Source organism: Kitasatospora setae KM-6054 (genome assembly GCF_000269985.1).
In the GTDB taxonomy this organism is placed as follows: Bacteria; Actinomycetota; Actinomycetes; order Streptomycetales; family Streptomycetaceae; genus Kitasatospora; species Kitasatospora setae.
Genome location: NC_016109.1, coordinates 1,413,465 through 1,429,863, shown reverse-complemented (window position 1 = coordinate 1,429,863; position 16,399 = coordinate 1,413,465). Strand labels below are relative to the sequence as shown.

Genomic DNA, 16,399 nt, shown 5'->3' with positions numbered 1-16,399 from the left:
GCGGGTTCTCCCCGGCGCGGCAAACCCCGCCGTCGGTCAGATCTCCTTGCGGTCGAGGACCCGGGCGAGGAAGCGGCGGGTGGATTCGTGCCGGGGGTCGGTCAGGACCTGTTCGGCCGGGCCCTGTTCGCGGATGACGCCGTCCTCCAGGTAGCAGACCCGGTCCGCGGCGTGGCGGGCGAATCCCATTTCGTGGGTGGCCATCAGGATGGTCAGGCCGCGCTGCTTCAGGTCGGTGACCACGTCCAGCACTTCGCCGACGAGTTCCGGGTCGAGGGCCGAGGTGATCTCGTCGAAGAGGAGCAGTTCGGGTTCGGTGGCGAGGGCGCGGGCGATGGCCGCCCGCTGCTGCTGGCCGCCGGAGAGCCGGTCGGGGTAGTCGCCGGCCTTGTCGGAGAGCCCGAGCCGGGCCAGGAGTTCGCGGGCGTGCGTCTCCGCCTCGCGGCGTTTGACGCCGTGGACCTTGCGCGGGGCCAGGGTGATGTTGTCCAGCACGGTCAGGTGCGGGAAGAGGTTGTAGGCCTGGAAGACGATGCCGATCCGGCGGCGGGCCCGGTCCGGGTCCAGGCGCGGGTCGGTGAGTTCGGTGTCGCCGAGGTGGACGGTGCCGTCGTCGACCTCGTCCAGCAGGTCGACGCAGCGCAGCAGGGTGGACTTGCCGGAGCCGGAGCCGCCGATCAGGCAGACGACCTGGTGCTCGGAGACGTCCAGGTCGATGGAGCGCAGCACCGGGCGGCCGCCGTACTCCTTGCGCAGGCCGCGGATCCGCAGCAGGGGTGCGGTGGTGGTGGTCATCGGGCGGCCTCCGCGCGGGTGCGCTCGACCCGGCGGCGTTCCAGCCAGTCGGCGTACCGGGTCATCGGGATGGTGACGGCGATGAACATCACGGCCGCGCACAGGTAGGGGGTGTAGTTGAACTCGGAGTCGGCCGCGATCTGCGCCACCCGCAGGGCCTCCAGCGGGCCGAGGACCGCGACCAGCGCGGTGTCCTTCTGCAGCGCGATGAAGTCGTTGAGCAGCGCCGGCAGCACGTTGCGGACGGCCTGCGGGAGCACCACGCTGCGCATGGTCTGCTGCCTGCTCAGCCCGAGCGCGCGGGCGGCGTTGTGCTGGGCCGGGTGGACGCTGGTGAGGCCGGCCCGGAAGACCTCCGCCACGTACGCGGTGTAGGAGACCACCAGCGCGATCGCGCCGAGCACCACCGGCGACTTCGGGGTCCCCTGGAGCTGCATGGCGGGCACGCCGAAGCCGATCAGGAAGATCAGCAGCATGGTCGGCACGCCGCGGAACACGTCGACGTACAGGGCGGCGGTCGCGCGCAGCGGCAGCAGCCAGGGGGCGGTGGTGACCCGGAGCAGGGCGAGGCCCAGGCCGAGGACGAGGACGGCCGCCTCGGCCGCCAGGAACATCCGGACGTTCAGCCAGAAGCCGTTCAGCACCGAGCCGAAGTTGCCGGTGAACTGGTGGCCGTCCAGGAAGGTGGCCCGGAAGCTCTCCCAGCCGGGCGAGGCGAGGGCGCCGCCCACCACGACCGCGGCGAAGGCGACGGTGCAGGTGACGGATATCCAGGTGTTGCGCCGGTCGCGGGCCCGCCGGTAGGCGGTCCGCTCCTGCTGGCGGGCGCTGGGGCGGTGGGTCTCGTCGCCGGGGGCGACGAGCGTCGTGTCGGTCATGGTCGCTGCCGTTCGTCCGTTCGTCCGTTCGTCGCTGCCGGTTACCGGTCGAGCTTGGCGACGTCGGTGGAGGCGGACAGCCACTGGTCGGTGATCTTGGCCAGCGTGCCGTCGGCCTTCAGCGCGGCCAGCGCCTGGTTGACGCAGCCGGTCAGCCGGGAGCCCTTGCCCAGCAGCAGGCCGAACTGCTCCGAGGTGTCCGCGGCGTAGTCGAACTGGCCGAGGATCTTCCCGTTCTCCAGCTCGGCGTTGGCCAGGTAGAAGACCGTCGGCATGTCGGTCACCAGCGCGTCGATCTGGCCGTTCTGCAGCGCGTGGATCTCGTCGTTGGTGGTGTTGTAGACGGAGACCTGCGGGTTGGGTTTGATGACGTCCTTGACCGCCTGGTAGCTGGTGGTGGACACCTGGACGCCGATCCGGGCGTCCTTCAGCGCGCCGAGCGAGCCGGCGTTCGCGAACTTCGAGTCCTTCAGCACCAGCACGCCCTGGTTGGCCGTGTAGTAGCCGGTGGAGAAGTCCACCGCCTTCTGCCGGGCCGGGGTCACGGAGATCTGGTTGACGTCGAAGTCGAAGTCCTTGGCGCCCGGGGCGTACGAGCTGTCGAAGGGCTCCACCACCCACTTCACCTGGTCCTTGGTGAAGCCCAGCCGGTCGGCGACGGCGTAGGCCAGGGCGCTCTCGAAACCCTTGCCGTTGGACGGGGCGTTGTCCTCGAACCAGGGCGAGTACGCGGGGGAGTCGGTGGCGACCGTCAACTGGCCCGCCTTGTACAGGCCGGGGCTGCTCGGCGAGCAGTCCGCCGCGCCGCTCGCGCCGGCGCCGCCGGCGGCGGCCGGGGCGTTGCTGTTCGGCTGCGGCGCGCAGGCGCTCGCCGCGAGGCCGAGGGAGAGGAGGGCGGCGCCGGTGGCGGTCAGACGGGCAAGGGACACGGGAGTTCCTTCGGGGAGGGTGCGGGGAGCGAACGGGGGCGGGGCGGGGACGGTGCGGGGAGCGCGGACGTGCGGCGGTGCGCGGACGTGCGGGCCGTGGGTCAGCCCCGGGACAGTACCCGGTCGCCCTGGCGGAGCGCGAACAACTCGGCGGCCGAACCGCCGCGCACCACCAGCTCGGCGAAGCCGACGCCGGAGCTGCCGGTGGTGAACCCCGGTTCGCCGTAAGGGACATCGGGAAGCCGGTCGTAACACCGTACCGGGACCGTCCGGTCGTCGCGGCGGCTGCGCACCGCGATCGTGCCGCCCTCCGCGTAGCCGGGCAGCTCGGCCGCGGGGACGTCCAGCTTGCAGTTGCCGAAGTTGTCGATCACCGCGATGCGCGGGGACTCCTGCTCCGCGCGGGGCGGGGCCGCCAACGCCTGCGGGTGCCCGGGCACCGGGTGGCCGGCCACCAGCCAGTGCGCCAGCAGCGGCACGTACCACAGGCTGCGGAACTGGGTGCGGACGATCTCCTCGACCTGCTCCGCCGTGAACTCCGCCCACTGCCCGGCGGCCGCCTCGACCACCTCGCGGACGTCCGTGAGCCGCACCTCGGTGACGCCGAGGTGGGCGGCGAGCGGGGCCAGCACCCGCTGGTTCCAGCTGGAGACCACCAGGTGGCCGCGGTACTCGAACCAGCAGAACGGCGCGCCGTTCGGCCAGTGGCCGTCGCGCGGGGCGATGTTGACCAGCACCACCAGCGGGTGGGTGGGACCGCCGGTCAGGTCGACGGACCGGAGCAGGTCCAGCAGGGTCAGCGCGGCGACGCCCTCGGGGTCCGGTCCGGAGAGCGGGAGGATGTCGGGAGTGCTGCCGAAGAGCGCGGCGATCCGGGCGGCCTGGCGGGCCTGGGCGTTGGCGTCGGCGCAGTCGGTGAGGGCGACGACTGGTCGGTGGGTCATGGGAGCGTCCGTCCGTGGCGTTCGGGAAGTGCGGGGCGTTCGGGGCGTTCGGGAAGTTGCGGGGTGCTGGGGTGCCGGGGTGCTGCCGGGGGCGGGCGCCTGGCGGTGCCGGCGTTCGCGGGCAACAAAAAAGGGCCCTCCGTCTCCGGAGGACCCGCGGCAGTTGGGTGCGCGCACACGCTTCGCTAGCGAAGCGCCTCCGGTGGCGGGGGCATCATTCGCATCATGGCGAGGCAGGTGTGGCGCGGCATGCCGGGACACTAACACGCCCTCCCGGCCGCCCCGACCGATCCGTCCGGCATGTGGACACCTGCACCGCTGCCGTCCCCGCCGGGCTGCGCGGGGGCGATGGGGCGACGGCCGGGTCATTGTCGGACCAGAGGATCGAATGGTGATCTGAATGTATCGTTTTCGCTTCCGAATCACCCGATCGGGGAGTGGCGCTGTTCGATTTTTGGGCGCAATGATTCACTCTGCCCCCTCCGGGCAATTGCACGGGGGATTGCCCGGGTCGCTGACCTGTGGCGATCGTAAAAAGTATGACTGGCGGGGGCGACCGGTGTTTTTCGTACAAGAGGAGACGAGTCATGGGCCGTACGGACGAGCACTACAACGGAATGCCGGCAGCCGCGATCCAGTCGCCCCACCCCGCGCAGAAGGCGGTGAAGAGCCAGGGGCTCGGTGAGTGCGTGATGATGCAGCGCCTGCCCGACGGCCGGGTGGCGGTGTTCCACCAGAAGGACGCCACGGGGCCGGCGCTGGTCTTCACCCGGGCCGAGGTCGACGCCTGGCTGGACGGCGCGAAGAAGGAGGAGTTCGACCACTTGCTGGGCTGACCGGCCGGGGGTTTCCCGTCGCCACGGGAAACCCCCGGCGTGACGCCGCAGCCCCCTTTGTGTCAGGCTGGCCGGGAAGACTCAGCTTTTCACAAGGGGGGCCGCCTCGTGTCCGCTGATCCGTTCGACAGCGCGAATTCGAACGAAAACCTGGCGCCGATTTCCCGCGCGGCGGACCAGGGCGCGCCGGAATGGTCGGTGCCCGCCGCGCGGCTCGGCCGCAAGCTCCGGCTGCTGCGCGGCGGGCTGACGCTGAAGTGGCTGAGCACCCGGACCCACTTCTCGGTGTCGAAGCTCAGCCGGATGGAGAACGGCCAGCGCCGCCTGAACGACCCCCGGGACGTCGCCGTGATCCTGGACGCTCTCGGGACGAAGCGCGGCCCGGAGCGGGCGGCGCTGATGGAACTCGCCGCCGCCGCGTCGGAGAAGAACCCGCCCGGGTTCCACCGGGACGCGGGGGCCGGCGCGCAGCAGCGGCTGTCCGGGATGGTGTGGCAGGCGTCGCTGTTGATCGCCGTCGACGTGCACGTCGTCTCGGGCGCGCTGCAGACCGACGCGTACATGGCGGCGGTCACCGAGGCGACCGTGCTGCGCAGCCGGCGGCACGAGGCGCCCGCCGCCGTCGAGGCGCGTAAGGTGCGTCGGCGGGTGGTGCGGGAGTCCGGGGTCAGGTCGGTGTTCTGCATCCACCAGTCCGCGCTGTACCGGGTGATGGGCAGCCCCGCGACCACGATCGGGCAGTTGGAGAAACTGCTGGAGTACACCGAGACCCCGAACATCGGCGTGCGGATCATCCCGGTGGACCTGCCGCTGGCGCTCCAGGTCACCAACCTGACCCTGCTGCAGTTCGACGCGCCGGACGGCATCCCGGAACTGATCTACGTGGAGAACGGGGAACGGGAGGGGCACTACTACTACCCGGGCGCGGAGGACGCGGCGACCTTCGAGGACTACAAGGAGGTCCTGAACACCGTGGTGGCCAGGGCCGCCCTGCGCGAGCCGAGCCGGCAGCTGATCCGGGATGCCATCGCCTGGCACCGGGACCGGCAGCAGGACGGGCAGCAGGACCGGCGGCAGGACGGGCCGACCGGCTGAGCGTACGCCCGGGCCCGGCCGGCCCGTCGGGGTGCTACCGGACGAGGGCCAGGCCGCCGAACTCGATCCACTCGTCGGTGCGTTGCCGGGGGAAGACGTCCCGGTCGGGGCGCCAGTAGGTCACGTCGACCAGGCCCGGGTCCTGGATCACCAGCCGGTCGATGTCGAAGAAGGCCCGCACCTCGGCCTCGGTGCGCACGCGCCCCCAGTGCCCCCCGGTGCCCTCGTGCATGAGGCGGGTGACCCCGTCGCGGACCTCCGCGTCCTCGCTGACGAGCTGGCAGACCACGACGACGCTCCCCGAGGGCAGCGCGTCGACGGTGCGCCGGATCATGCCGAAAGGATCCTGCTGGTCGGTGAGGCAGTGGGCCACCGACACGAACAGGGCCGCGACGGGCTCCCGGAGGTCGATCCGGGAGCGGAAGTCCTCGTGCGAGAAGATGGCCGCGGTGTCGGTCATGTCGGCGTCTATCAGCGCGACCCGCGGGTTCTCGTCCAACAGCAGCCCGCTGTACGCCCGCACGTGCGGGTCGTTGTCGATGTAGACGACCCGGCAGTTCGGGTCGACGCGCTGGGCGACCTGGTGGACGTTGTCCTGGGTGGGCAGCCCGGAGCCGTGGTCGACGAACTGCCGGATCCCGTAGTCCCGGGCGATGATCCCGACCACCCGGCGCAGGAAGGCGCGGTTGTTCAGCGCCAACTCCTTGGTGCTGGGCGCGATCCGCAGCAGTTCCGCGACGGCGGCCCGGTCGGAGGGATGGTTGAAGCGCCCGCCCAGCAGGTGGTCGTACATCCTCGCGGCGGTCGGCTTGCTGATGTCGATCTCGTCCGGCAGTGATCCGCTCACGCGTTCCCCCTCGCGTCGCCAACTCGCTCTCGCGCCACCTACTGTGACGGCTCGTCATGCTATAGCGCAGGCATGGCGAAGAGGCATCACCCGTCCGGGTGGTGCCTGGCGCAGACGTGGCGAGCCCTGGCGCGGCTCCTGGCGGGGACCGCGCCGGCGCACCCCCCCCGAGGGGAGTGGAGGGGGCCGGCGGGCGGGCTCCGGTTGCTTGTTCCTAGGGGGTGGCGTACCTCCTCCGTTCGGCCAACAGGCGGCGGGCGAGCCGCAGTTGGACATGCAGTTCGGGCTCGGTGAGCCCCATCAGCTCCGCCGCCCGACCGGCCGGCATGCCGAGGCGCTCGTGCAGGATCACCGCGTCGGCGGCCCGGACGGGCAGCGTGCGGTGGAGCGAATCGGCGCCCGGGTACCGGGGGAGGGGCGCCAGGGCCACGGTCTCGCCCAGCACCCGCCAGGCGAACGCGGCGGGATCGGCGGCGAGCACCGCCGGCCAGCTCAACTCGGTGCGCCGCAGCGCGTGTCGGACCACCTGCCGGCTCACCTCGCCACCGCCCAGCCGGGCGCTGACGTACTGCTCGTACGGGTGGTGGCGCAACTGGACGAAGGCCGCGTAGCCGAGTGCTATCGCGGGCCGTTGACCGGACACCGGGACTCCTAGGGTGTCGACCCGGCGGAACGGCGGCTCCCGTTCCGGGCCGGGGAGGATCCCCGGCGCGCACGGAGCGCGCCGGGGCGTACGGCGGGCCGGGCGCAACATCCCGGCCGGTCGCGGGGGCGGGCGGCGCGGCCGGTCGCGGAACCGCCGGCCGCGGCGGCGCCGTCACCGGCGCCACGGGCCCTCAGCCGGTCGGGCCCCCGGTCGCGGGGGTCCGGGCCGGCACCTGCGGCGCCGGCGGTCCGCCGAGTCGCGCCGGGGAGCCGGCCGCGCGGGGTCGGGGCGTTTCGTCACCCGGCCCCCACGCCCTGCTAGCGTGGATGACCATCGAGGGCATGATCGCTCGGTCCTGAGCGGGTCGTTCAAGCATGTCACTGTCCTTGCTTCGAGCGGCCCTTCGCCGTGGCCGGTGTTGCCGCACCGGTCACGGCCTCCCCGCCTCTACGGTGGGTCGCGGCCTCGACACGCAACGCTACCCCGGGCCTCCGCGCGGGCCGTGCCAGAACGGGCCTCGTGCAAATGCGGGCAAAAGCCGGTCGGGAATGTCGTATTTGTCGGCTGGTTGCCCGCTGCGGAACGCCATCGGCCTTCCGGGGAACGGATGTTGGCGCCGTGCCGTCACCCCCCGCCGCCCCCGCTGTTTCGCCCCCGCCGCGCTACTCGGGGCGGGCGGGCGGGGGTGTGACGGCGCGGCGGAGGGGTTCCAGCCGGCGGGGGAGGGGGTGCCAGCCGGGCTGTCCGGCCATCTCGGTGTTGAGGTCGTCGACGGCGCGGGCGTAGGCGCGGGCGAGGCCGCGGAAGTGCAGGGGGAGGCCGGGGCGGGGGTGGCCGCTGGGGGCGACGCTGACCCAGAGGGCGTCGGTGGTCTGGTTGCCGGGGCCGGGGGGCGCGGCGGGGTCGCGGGTGGTGAGGCGGGCGCGGGCGGTGAGCCAGTGGCGGAGGGCGGCGCGGGTGGCGGCGGAGAGGGGGAGGGTCTCGGTGGCGGGCGGGGTGCGCGGGTCGCGGTGCTGGGGGAGGCGGGTGAGGCGGACCGTGCCGCGCCGCAGGTCGAGGTCGGTGGTGCGCAGCGCGCAGAGTTCGCCGGCCCGGCAGCCGGTGTCCAGGACGGTGCCGATGATCGCGAGGATCCGGGTGCGGGCGTCGCTGTGGCCGGGGCGGGTGGTCTGTTCGAGGTGGGCGAGCAGGAGGCCGCGCGGGCGGGCGGCGACCACCGGCCGCAGTTCGACCCGGGCCGGTTCGCGGGCGGGGAGCGTCACGGTGAGGCCCGCCGTGGCGGCGAGGATGCGCAGGCAGTCCTCCCGGACGCGGAGGGAGGCGGGCGGGGCGTGGTCGGGCCGGGCGGCGGGCTTGCGCCGCAGCAGGCCCTGCCCGGCGGCCGCGAGGTAGGCGGCGAGGGCGTCGGGTGCCAGCAGCGCGCCGAGCGAGCGGCCGGCGGCCGGCGGGAGCGCGCCGCGTTCCAGGGCGGTGCGCAACTCGCCTGCCACCCAGCGCAGTTGCTTGGCGCGGGAGGTGCCGGTGGGTGGTCGGCAGGCGTGGTCGACGAGGGTGTCCAGGGCCGCGATGGAAGGGGCCGCTGCCGCCGGGGTGTCCGCCATGGGCGCCACACTAACCGCTGGTCCGGGGTGCGGGCGTCGGCGCGTCTCCCCGTATGACAAGTATTAATAACTGGCTTGGGGCGGGATGGTCCCGCCGGACCGGGCGCGGTGGTGACCGCCCGCCCGGATCCGTCCCGCCCGGGTGGTTGCCGTCCTCCGGCCACCGGCGCGGACCGGGCCGGCGGCCGGGCCGGTCAGCCGGGGGCGTTCTCGGGGGAGCGGGCGGGGCGGGCGCGGCGGGCGCGGCGGGCGGTGGCGGTCGCGGTGAGGGTGAGGAGGGCGGCGGCGGTGCCGGGGAGGGCGATGGCGGCGTAGGCCCAGCCGGGGTGGCCGGTGTGGTCGGTGGCGAGGCCGGCGAGGGCGGTGCCGGTGGCGAGGGCGGTGTTCTGGAGGGTGATGGCCCGGCCGCGGCTGCGCGGGTCGGGGGTGCGGCCGGCCGCCTCGGCGGCGGCGGTGAGGGCGGGGGCGCAGCACAGGCCGGCCGGGAGGAGGGTGAGGGTGAGGGTCCACCAGTGGGTGGCGAGCGGGGTGAGGGCGCCGGCGAGCAGGGTGGTGAGAGCGAGGAGCAGGACGAGGGCGGGGAGTCGGGGCGGGCGGCGGGCGGCGCCGTGGAGGAAGCCGCCGAGCAGGGAGGCGGCGCACCAGAGGGTGATGACGGGGCCGGCCCAGCCGGGGTGGCCGAGGGCGCGGGTGGTGGCGACGATGCCGACGTCGGTGCCGGAGAGCATCAGGCCGGTGGCGGCGGCGCAGAGCAGGACGGCGGGGAAGTGCCGGCCGTACCGGGGGCGGTCGGGCGCGGCGGGGCCGGGTTCGGGGGCGGGGGCCCGGAGGTCGGGGGCGGTCAGGTACCAGCCGGTGGCGGAGAGGGCGAGGGCGGCGGCGAGGGTGGTGAAGACGGTGGTGCCGCTGGTGCGGGTGACGGCGAGGACGGCGAGGGCGGGGCCGGCCATCATGGCGACCTCCACGCCGATCGAGTCCAGGGCGAGGGCGGTCCGCAGCCGTTCGGCGGGGACGAGTGCGGTGAGCGACTGGCGGGCGAGCCGGTGGGTGGGCACGGGGGCGAAGGCCCGGACGAAGCCGGCGGCCAGCAGGGACCGGTAGTCGAGGTGGGGGACGGCGAGGAAGAACGCGCACTGGACGGTCCCGCCGAGCAGTACGGTCGGGCGCGCGCCCCGGCGGTCGACCCGGCGGCCGACCAGCGGCGCGGCCAGCAGGTCGCCGGCCGTGACCACGGCGAGCAGGGCGCCGGCCGCGCCGTAGCCGCGGTGCAGGTTCTGCACGCAGTGCAGGGTGAGGGCGAGGACGGCGGCGTACTTCGGCAGGCGGTCGCCGAGGGCGACCAGCAGGACCGGGCCGACCTTGGGCACGGCCAGGACGCGCCGGTAGGCGGTCGGATTCACCACGGGGATCCCAGCCCTCTCACGGATTCTGAACGAATGTTCAACACGCGGAGCGGCCAGGCGGGCGGTGCCGGTGTTGTTCGTTCCGGCATCATGGGTCAGAAAAAGAGTGGTTGGCAAACGGTATCGGCGGGGGTTTGGGTGCCGCCGACACCGTTTGACGGGAAATGAGAGGGAGAAGTTTCTGAACACCTGTTCAGAAACGGAGAGAGGTCAGGCCGGGGTGACGGCGTAGTCGCGGAACTCCAGCGCGGTGTTGTCGGCGCGCAGGCCCACCCCGCCGGGGCCGGTGATCCGGCGGGGGTCGTCGTCGACGGCGTCCAGCACGGTGCCGCCGTCGATGGCGAGGGTCAGGCGCACCTTGCCCTCGGCGGTGTCGCGGACGGTCGCGGTGACGGTGTGCCACTCGTCGTACGGGAAGGCGTGCCGGCCCTCGGCGAGGGTCTGGTAGTCGCCCTGCTCGGTGCCGTCACCGCCGCCGCCGGGGGTCTTGCGCTTGATCTCCAGGTGGCCGTCGCGCCGCCGGAAGCTGAGCGCGTACAGCTCCTGCGGGCTGCGGTAGCGCAGCCACAGGTGGGCGCCGTCCCAGTCCTGGGCGGGGGTGCGGGCGGTGGTCAGCGGGGCCTGGAGGCGGACGCGCGCGCTGACCGCGCAGCCGGTGAAGTCCCGGCGGCGGGTGACCAGGCGGAAGACCGCGGAGCCGGTGTGCCGGGCCGAGTCGGGGCCGGGGGAGTCGCCGTCGGGCGTCCCGGTGGAGCCGGTGCCGTCGTGGGCGAACAGCGAGCCGCTGGTGGCGACCCAGTCGGGGCTGGTGCGGGCGTCCGGTGCCTGCGCGTTGCGGAAGGCGTACTCGTTGGTGAGCAGCCCGTCGCCGTCCAGCGCGGGGCGGAAGGCGCCGTCGGGCCCGGCGCCGTCGGGCCACAGGTACCAGCCGGCGGCGGTGAGGGCGGTGAGGGCGGTGAGGCCGGAGCCGCCGAGCAGGAGCGCTCGGCGGCTCGGCCGCGGTCGGGGGTCGCTCACTTGACCTGCGCCTCGGTGACCTTGAACTGGCGGATGCTCGGCCAGGAGGCCTTGGTGACGTCCCGGTAGGCGGAGAAGGCGACGCCGCCGGTGCCGCCGCCGGTGGCGGGGACGGTGAAGTTGACGTTGCCGTCGACGGTGATCCAGGTGGTGTCGGTGCCGACGGTGATCACCACGTCGTGGTGGTCGGCGTCGGCCAGCGCCCGGCTGGCGACCAGCCTGCGGTTGTCGGCGTCGCCGGAGAGCACCTTCACGCCGCGCCGGCTGACCTGGACGCTGACCGCGGACGGGCTGCCGACCCGGGCCCAGACGGCGGCGGAGACGCCCGGGGTGTTGAGCCGCCGGACGGTGCCGCGGACGGTGTACCTGGTCCAGCCCGTGGTGCGGTCCTGCTCGAAGGCGGCGTAGTCGGACAGCGCCAGGCCGGTCGGGGCGAGCCCGTCGCCGCCGACCTTCATGCCGGAGGGGACGCCGGGCGCCGAGGTCCAGCTGGCCCCGGGGTCGAGCAGCACGGCCTTGGCCACGGTCAGCGTGGTCGGTCCGGACACGGCGGCGCCGGCCGGGACGGGCTCGACCTTGAGCGCGGTGAACTTGGGCCACGGCGCCTTGTCGGCGCCGTTGCGCACCGACAGGCCGATGCCGCCGGTGGCGTTGCCGCCGCTCTGCGAGGTCTCGGCGCTGATCTCGGTCCGGCCGTCGACCAGCACCTTGACGGTCTTCCCGGTCACGGTGATCTGCAACTGGTGGCTGGCCGCGGCGACCAGCGGCTTGGCGGTGATCTGCTCGCGCCTGTCGCCGCTGCCGCGCAGCAGGGTGACGGTCGAGCGGCTGAGGCCGACGGTGATCGGCTCCAGGCTGTCGCTGCGGGTGGTGACGTTGACGTTGTTGCCGCTGTCGGCGAGGTCGGCCACGGCCGTGCCGACGGTGTAGTCGGTCCAGTCGGCGGAGGCCAGCGGCAGCAGGTCGGCCGAGACGTACCCGGTCCGGCCCGGGTAGGGGCCCGCGCCGGTGAGGGCGCCGATGTCCTTGGCGCCGCTGGCGTCGGTGCGGGTCCAGGCGTCCGCGTCCCCGAGCGGGGCGTCGAGCGACGGCGGGACGAGCGTCCACTGCTTGACCTGGGTGAGCAACTGGTCGGCGGTGGTGGTCTGGAAGACCTCCAGGCGCTGGATCTGCCGGGCCGCCGCGGCCCGCCGGCCCGCCGGGAGCGGGCGGTGCGCCAGGTCGGTCAGGGTCGCGGTGAAGGTCTTCTCCAGGACGCCCTGCAGCGAGGGGCCGGGGATCGGCACGTTGATCCGCTCGCTCATCTCGGAGAACGGGTAGGCGAACAGCTGCGGGCGCGGCAGCCCGTGCTCCGCGAAGTCGGCCAGGCTCTGCGCGATGTCCGCGTCGAGGCGCTGCTGGTACTCCTCGACGCTCTCGATCCGCTGCTGCGCGGGCAGCCAGAGCCGGTTGGAGAGCGCGGAGGCCATGGTGCCGGCGGCGTCGACCTGGCCGCGCTGGTGCAGGTCGTGGGTGTGGTCCTGGAAGTCCCAGCGGCCGGAGGCCGACATCCGGGAGATCTCGGCCCAGGACAGGTAGTACGGCCGGTTGTGGTCGACCTTCCCGGTGATCAGGTAGGACGCGGCGTGCATGTGGTGCTTGGCGAGGATCCGGTCCCCGTACACCCACAGGCCGTTGGTGCCGTCGTCGAAGGTGATGTACACCGAGCGCGGCGGGGCCGGGCCGCCCTTCAGGTAGTCGACGAACTCGTCGGTGGTGAGGGTGCGGTAGCCGGCCGCCTCCAGGGCGGTGAGCTGCTGGTCGAACCGCTCGGGGGTGACGACGTACTCGCTGCGGTTGGTCGGGCTGATGTCGTGGTAGGTCAGCACGACCGGCGGCGCGGCCTCCGGCAGCTTCGCCGACTCGCCCTGCCAGGACGCCTGGACGGCGTGGTCCAGGTGGGTCGGGCCGACGGCGCTCTGCGGGGTGACGTCGCGCCGGAAGACGTAGTACTTCCAGCTGGCGTAGAACGGCAGGGCGAGCACCGAGAGCGCCAGCGCGACCAGCGCGAGCCGGGCCAGCCAGTGGGTGGCGCCGCGCCGGCCGGAACGGCCGTGCCGGCGGCGGCGGTCGGAGCGGGCGGTCACAGCAGACTCCCTCGGGAGAGCACGAGAGCGTAGACGCCCACGACGGCGGCGGTGGACAGCACGGCGGCGGTGAAGCGCGCGACGGCGCGCAGCGCCCTCACGTCGCGCTCCTCGACCAGACGCCGCGGCGGATGGTGGCGATCGAGTACGGCAGCAGCCAGGCCAGCAGCACCGAGGAGAGCAGGCTCATCACCGGCCGGTAGCGCCACCGGGTGTCGCCCGGGTTGTCGATCTTGAAGGCGAGTCCCCAGACCAGCCCCTTCAGGACCACGCCGCCCAGGTACAGCAGGGTCAGGAAGCCGGCGCCGTGCAGCGGCGCCCACAGCAGGTGCCGGAACGCCATCACCGGCGCGGCCACCACCCACAGCGCGTGGCCGTAGTAGAGCGCGGCCGGGCCGAGGCCCCGGCGCCACATGAAGGTGCCGGTGAAGCACATGTTCCGGATGAAGCTCTTCTTCCAGCGGATCTGCTGCTTCATGAACGGCCGGAACCGGGCCGGCACGTTGGTCCACACCCGGGCGGACTGCACGTAGCCGATCCGCCACTTGCGCTCCGGGTAGTTCGCGGCGGTGACGAACGGCGAGTCGGCGTACTGCCGCTTCAGCGCCCGGCCCTTCCACTTCTGGCCGAGCACGTAGCCGGTCAGCTGCCGGTCGGTGGCGAACCGGAACGGCGCGCCCATGAAGCGGTCGCCGGCCCAGGCCGGCAGGTAGTTGTAGATCGCGTCGCGGCGGAAGACGGCGAGCGGCCCGGAGACGCAGGCCACCGAGCCGAAGACCGCCTCGGCGGCCTTGGCGACCCGGAACTGCCCCTCGTACCAGACGTCCTGGGCCCGGGTGAAGACGCTGACCGGCGCGTTCAGCGCGCGGCAGTGCCCGCTGACGGCGCCCAGCTCCGGGTGCCGGACCAGGGCGTCGACGCAGCGGCGCAGCGCGTCCGGGGCGAGGATGCAGTCGGAGTCGGTGAACGCGATGACGTCGCCGTCGGCGATCTCGCAGGCCCGCACCAGGGCGTGCTTCTTGCCCAGGTTCTTCTCCAGGTACAGGACGGTGATGCCGAGTTCGGCCTCCAGGCGGCGCAGCACGGCGCGGGTGCCGTCCTCGGAGAGGTCGTCGACGACGACGATCTGCAGGTCGGGGTAGGCCGAGGCGGCCATCGAGCGGACGCAGTCCTCGATGCACTCCTCCTCGTCCTTGACCGCGAGCAGGAAGCTGACCCGCGGCACGGCGGGCAGCGGCGGGAAGTCGCCGAGCCGGCGCGGGCGCCTGCGCAGCTCGCGCACCGCCGGGTCGTCGTACTTGCTGTAGGAGATGTAGAGCATCGCGATGGTGCCGGCCAGCACCACGAAGCCGTAGCCGAGGATCAGCGGGCTCTGCGGCAGCCGGGGCGCCTCGCGGGCCAGGATCAGCAGCAGCGGCAGGATGCACAGCAGGGTCAGCACCCGGCGCACCCCGGCCCGGACGGCCGGGTCGACCCGGTCCATCGCCCGGCCGAGCGGCCCCGGGCGGCGGGCCGGGGCCCGGACCCCGGCGGGCAGCGGCGGGAGTATTCGCTCCGGGCCGTGCGGCCAGGTGGCCGGCACCGTCTCGGTGCGCGGCGGCTGGTCGAGGATCACAGGACCGCCTTCGCGGGGACGCCGGACAGCCGGTAGGTGGCGTCCAGCACCGGCTCCCGGCCGGCCAGCCAGGCCAGGTCGCTGCCGGGCTGGACGGTGTGCACGACGATCAGGTCCCACTCCTCGGCGGCCGGGTCGGCGACGCTGTGCAGCACCGCCCCGTGCAGCCGGGCGGACGGCACCAGCGGGTCGTGGAAGGCCGCTGAGGCGCCCAACTCGCCCAGCTCCTCCAGGATTTCCAGCGCCGGGGACTCGCGCAGGTCGGCGACGCCCGGCTTGTAGCTGACCCCGACCAGCAGCACCCGGGCGCCGGTCAGCGGGCGGCCGCGGTCGCCGAGCAGCTCCCGCACCCGCTGGACGACCTGGCGCGGCCGGCCGGCGATCGCGGTCATCGCGGTGTCGATCAGCGGCGAGGCGATCCGCAGCCCGCGCAGCTGCCACAGCAGGTAGTGCGGGTCGCACGGGATGCAGTGCCCGCCGACGCCCGGCCCCGGGTAGAACGGCATGAAGCCGTACGGCTTGGTGGCGGCGGCCTCGATCACCTCCAGCGGGTCGAGCCCGAGGCCGCGGCAGTTGTCCGCGAACTCGTTGGCCAGCGCGATGTTCACCGCCCGGAAGGTGTTCTCGTACAGCTTGCTCATCTCGGCGGCCTCCGGCGAGCTGACCCGGTGCACCGAGGGCGCCGTCAACAGCAGTGCCTCGGCGGCGAGTTCGGTGCAGCGAGGGGTCGCGCCGCCGACCACCCGGGGGGTGCGGTCCTGGGCGTGGTGCGCGTTGCCGGGGTCGATCCGCTCCGGCGAGAACGCCACGTGGACGTCCTCCCCGGGCGTGAGGCCGCGGGCCAGCAGCGGGCGGAGCACCAGGTCGCGGGTGCAGCCCACGTACGTGGTCGAGGTCAGCATCAGCAGTTGGCCGGGCACGGCGTGCGCGACCGCGGTGGCGCACGCGGCGGCCAGCGCGTCGAGGTCGGGGACCAGGTGCGCGTCGACGGGGGTCGGCACGCAGACGATCACGACCGAGGCGTCCGCGAGCAGCGCGGGGTCGTCGGTGAGGGCGAAGCGGGGGTCGTCGACCGCGGCCGCGAGCCGGTCCAGGTCGCTCGGCAGCAGGTCGACGTCCTGCCGGCGGATGGCCTCCAGTCGGGCCGGACTGACGTCGAGTCCGATGACGGTCCGTCCGGCGCCGAGCAGGGCGAGGGCGGTGGGCAGGCCGACGTAGCCGAGGCCGACGACGGCGACGGTTCCGGTGGAGGTGGGGCGGGAGGGCAGGGAAGGGCGTGACAGCGCAACTGTGGACAAGGTTCTTCCAAGATTCGTGGGCCAGGAGGGAGAGCAGGGCTGGCACCGGGGAATCCCTGAAGGATGGAGGTCCTGTGATCACGTCAGCAAATCAGTCATCAGCTGACAAACAGTACACAAAGATTAGGATATGCCCGTCTTGGTGACGCTTTCTTCCCGCCGCTTCGGTGTGGTTTCAAGCCTCGTGGGTGGGAGGCGTGATGGAAAAGTGATCACGGGCTAGTCATTTGTGCGTAGCTGGTGCGCGGGCCGTCGTTCCGGATCGGGGTCCGCAGGGGGGAGCGGTCGGGCGGCGGCGGGCGGGGGACGGGCCGGAGGCGGCCGTCTCGGCGGCGAGACGGGCCCGGATCTCGTCACAGGCTTTTCATG

The 16,399-nt window shown here is 73.5% G+C and carries 14 protein-coding genes; 2 read left to right on the top strand and 12 right to left on the bottom strand.

Annotated features, from left to right (window positions below):
* Positions 1 to 36: 36 nt before the first annotated feature.
* The 4 genes from KSE_RS06260 to KSE_RS06245 form a co-directional block, all read right to left on the bottom strand.
* Positions 37 to 795 (bottom strand): amino acid ABC transporter ATP-binding protein, encoded by a 759-nt coding sequence (locus tag KSE_RS06260; protein ID WP_014134436.1) that lies wholly within the window; start codon positions 793 to 795, stop codon positions 37 to 39.
* Positions 792 to 1,673: an amino acid ABC transporter permease gene (locus tag KSE_RS06255; RefSeq protein WP_014134435.1), complete on the bottom strand. Its 882-nt coding sequence runs from the start codon at positions 1,671 to 1,673 to the stop codon at positions 792 to 794. The genes KSE_RS06260 and KSE_RS06255 overlap by 4 nt, the downstream gene beginning before the upstream one ends.
* A 41-nt stretch (positions 1,674 to 1,714) precedes the next feature.
* On the bottom strand, positions 1,715 to 2,602 hold the full coding sequence (locus tag KSE_RS06250) for an ABC transporter substrate-binding protein (protein ID WP_014134434.1): 888 nt from the start codon (positions 2,600 to 2,602) through the stop codon (positions 1,715 to 1,717).
* A gap of 101 nt (positions 2,603 to 2,703) precedes the next feature.
* On the bottom strand, positions 2,704 to 3,546 hold the full coding sequence (locus KSE_RS06245) for an SAM hydroxide adenosyltransferase (protein WP_014134433.1): 843 nt from the start codon (positions 3,544 to 3,546) through the stop codon (positions 2,704 to 2,706).
* A gap of 587 nt (positions 3,547 to 4,133) precedes the next feature.
* Between KSE_RS06245 and KSE_RS06240 the strand changes: the two genes are divergently transcribed.
* The gene (locus KSE_RS06240; protein ID WP_014134432.1) at positions 4,134 to 4,382 is read left to right on the top strand and encodes a DUF397 domain-containing protein; all 249 of its coding nucleotides are present in this window, start codon (positions 4,134 to 4,136) and stop codon (positions 4,380 to 4,382) included.
* 198 nt (positions 4,383 to 4,580) lie between these two features.
* Positions 4,581 to 5,477, top strand: a complete 897-nt coding sequence (locus KSE_RS06235) for a Scr1 family TA system antitoxin-like transcriptional regulator (RefSeq protein WP_014134431.1) — start codon at positions 4,581 to 4,583, stop codon at positions 5,475 to 5,477.
* A gap of 34 nt (positions 5,478 to 5,511) precedes the next feature.
* On the opposite strand, the gene KSE_RS06230 is transcribed toward KSE_RS06235, so the two are convergent.
* The 8 genes from KSE_RS06230 to KSE_RS06195 form a co-directional block, all read right to left on the bottom strand.
* Positions 5,512 to 6,324: an SAM-dependent methyltransferase gene (locus KSE_RS06230; protein WP_014134430.1), complete on the bottom strand. Its 813-nt coding sequence runs from the start codon at positions 6,322 to 6,324 to the stop codon at positions 5,512 to 5,514.
* Positions 6,325 to 6,538: 214 nt separating this feature from the next.
* Positions 6,539 to 6,967 carry a hypothetical protein gene (locus KSE_RS06225; protein WP_014134429.1) on the bottom strand — a complete coding sequence of 143 codons (429 nt, stop codon included), beginning with the start codon at positions 6,965 to 6,967 and terminating at the stop codon, positions 6,539 to 6,541.
* Between the two features lie 665 nt (positions 6,968 to 7,632).
* The gene (locus KSE_RS06220; RefSeq protein ID WP_014134428.1) at positions 7,633 to 8,571 is read right to left on the bottom strand and encodes a site-specific integrase; all 939 of its coding nucleotides are present in this window, start codon (positions 8,569 to 8,571) and stop codon (positions 7,633 to 7,635) included.
* Positions 8,572 to 8,765: 194 nt separating this feature from the next.
* On the bottom strand, positions 8,766 to 9,974 hold the full coding sequence (locus tag KSE_RS45665) for an MFS transporter (RefSeq protein ID WP_014134427.1): 1,209 nt from the start codon (positions 9,972 to 9,974) through the stop codon (positions 8,766 to 8,768).
* 210 nt (positions 9,975 to 10,184) lie between these two features.
* Positions 10,185 to 10,991 (bottom strand): LamG domain-containing protein, encoded by an 807-nt coding sequence (locus KSE_RS06210; protein WP_014134426.1) that lies wholly within the window; start codon positions 10,989 to 10,991, stop codon positions 10,185 to 10,187.
* Positions 10,988 to 13,117 carry a polysaccharide deacetylase family protein gene (locus KSE_RS06205; RefSeq protein WP_014134425.1) on the bottom strand — a complete coding sequence of 710 codons (2,130 nt, stop codon included), beginning with the start codon at positions 13,115 to 13,117 and terminating at the stop codon, positions 10,988 to 10,990. The genes KSE_RS06210 and KSE_RS06205 overlap by 4 nt, the downstream gene beginning before the upstream one ends.
* A gap of 97 nt (positions 13,118 to 13,214) precedes the next feature.
* Positions 13,215 to 14,732, bottom strand: a complete 1,518-nt coding sequence (locus tag KSE_RS06200) for a glycosyltransferase family 2 protein (RefSeq protein WP_407927424.1) — start codon at positions 14,730 to 14,732, stop codon at positions 13,215 to 13,217.
* On the bottom strand, positions 14,729 to 16,030 hold the full coding sequence (locus KSE_RS06195; protein ID WP_014134423.1) for a nucleotide sugar dehydrogenase: 1,302 nt from the start codon (positions 16,028 to 16,030) through the stop codon (positions 14,729 to 14,731). Before KSE_RS06195 ends, KSE_RS06200 begins: the two co-directional genes overlap by 4 nt.
* Positions 16,031 to 16,399: the final 369 nt, after the last annotated feature.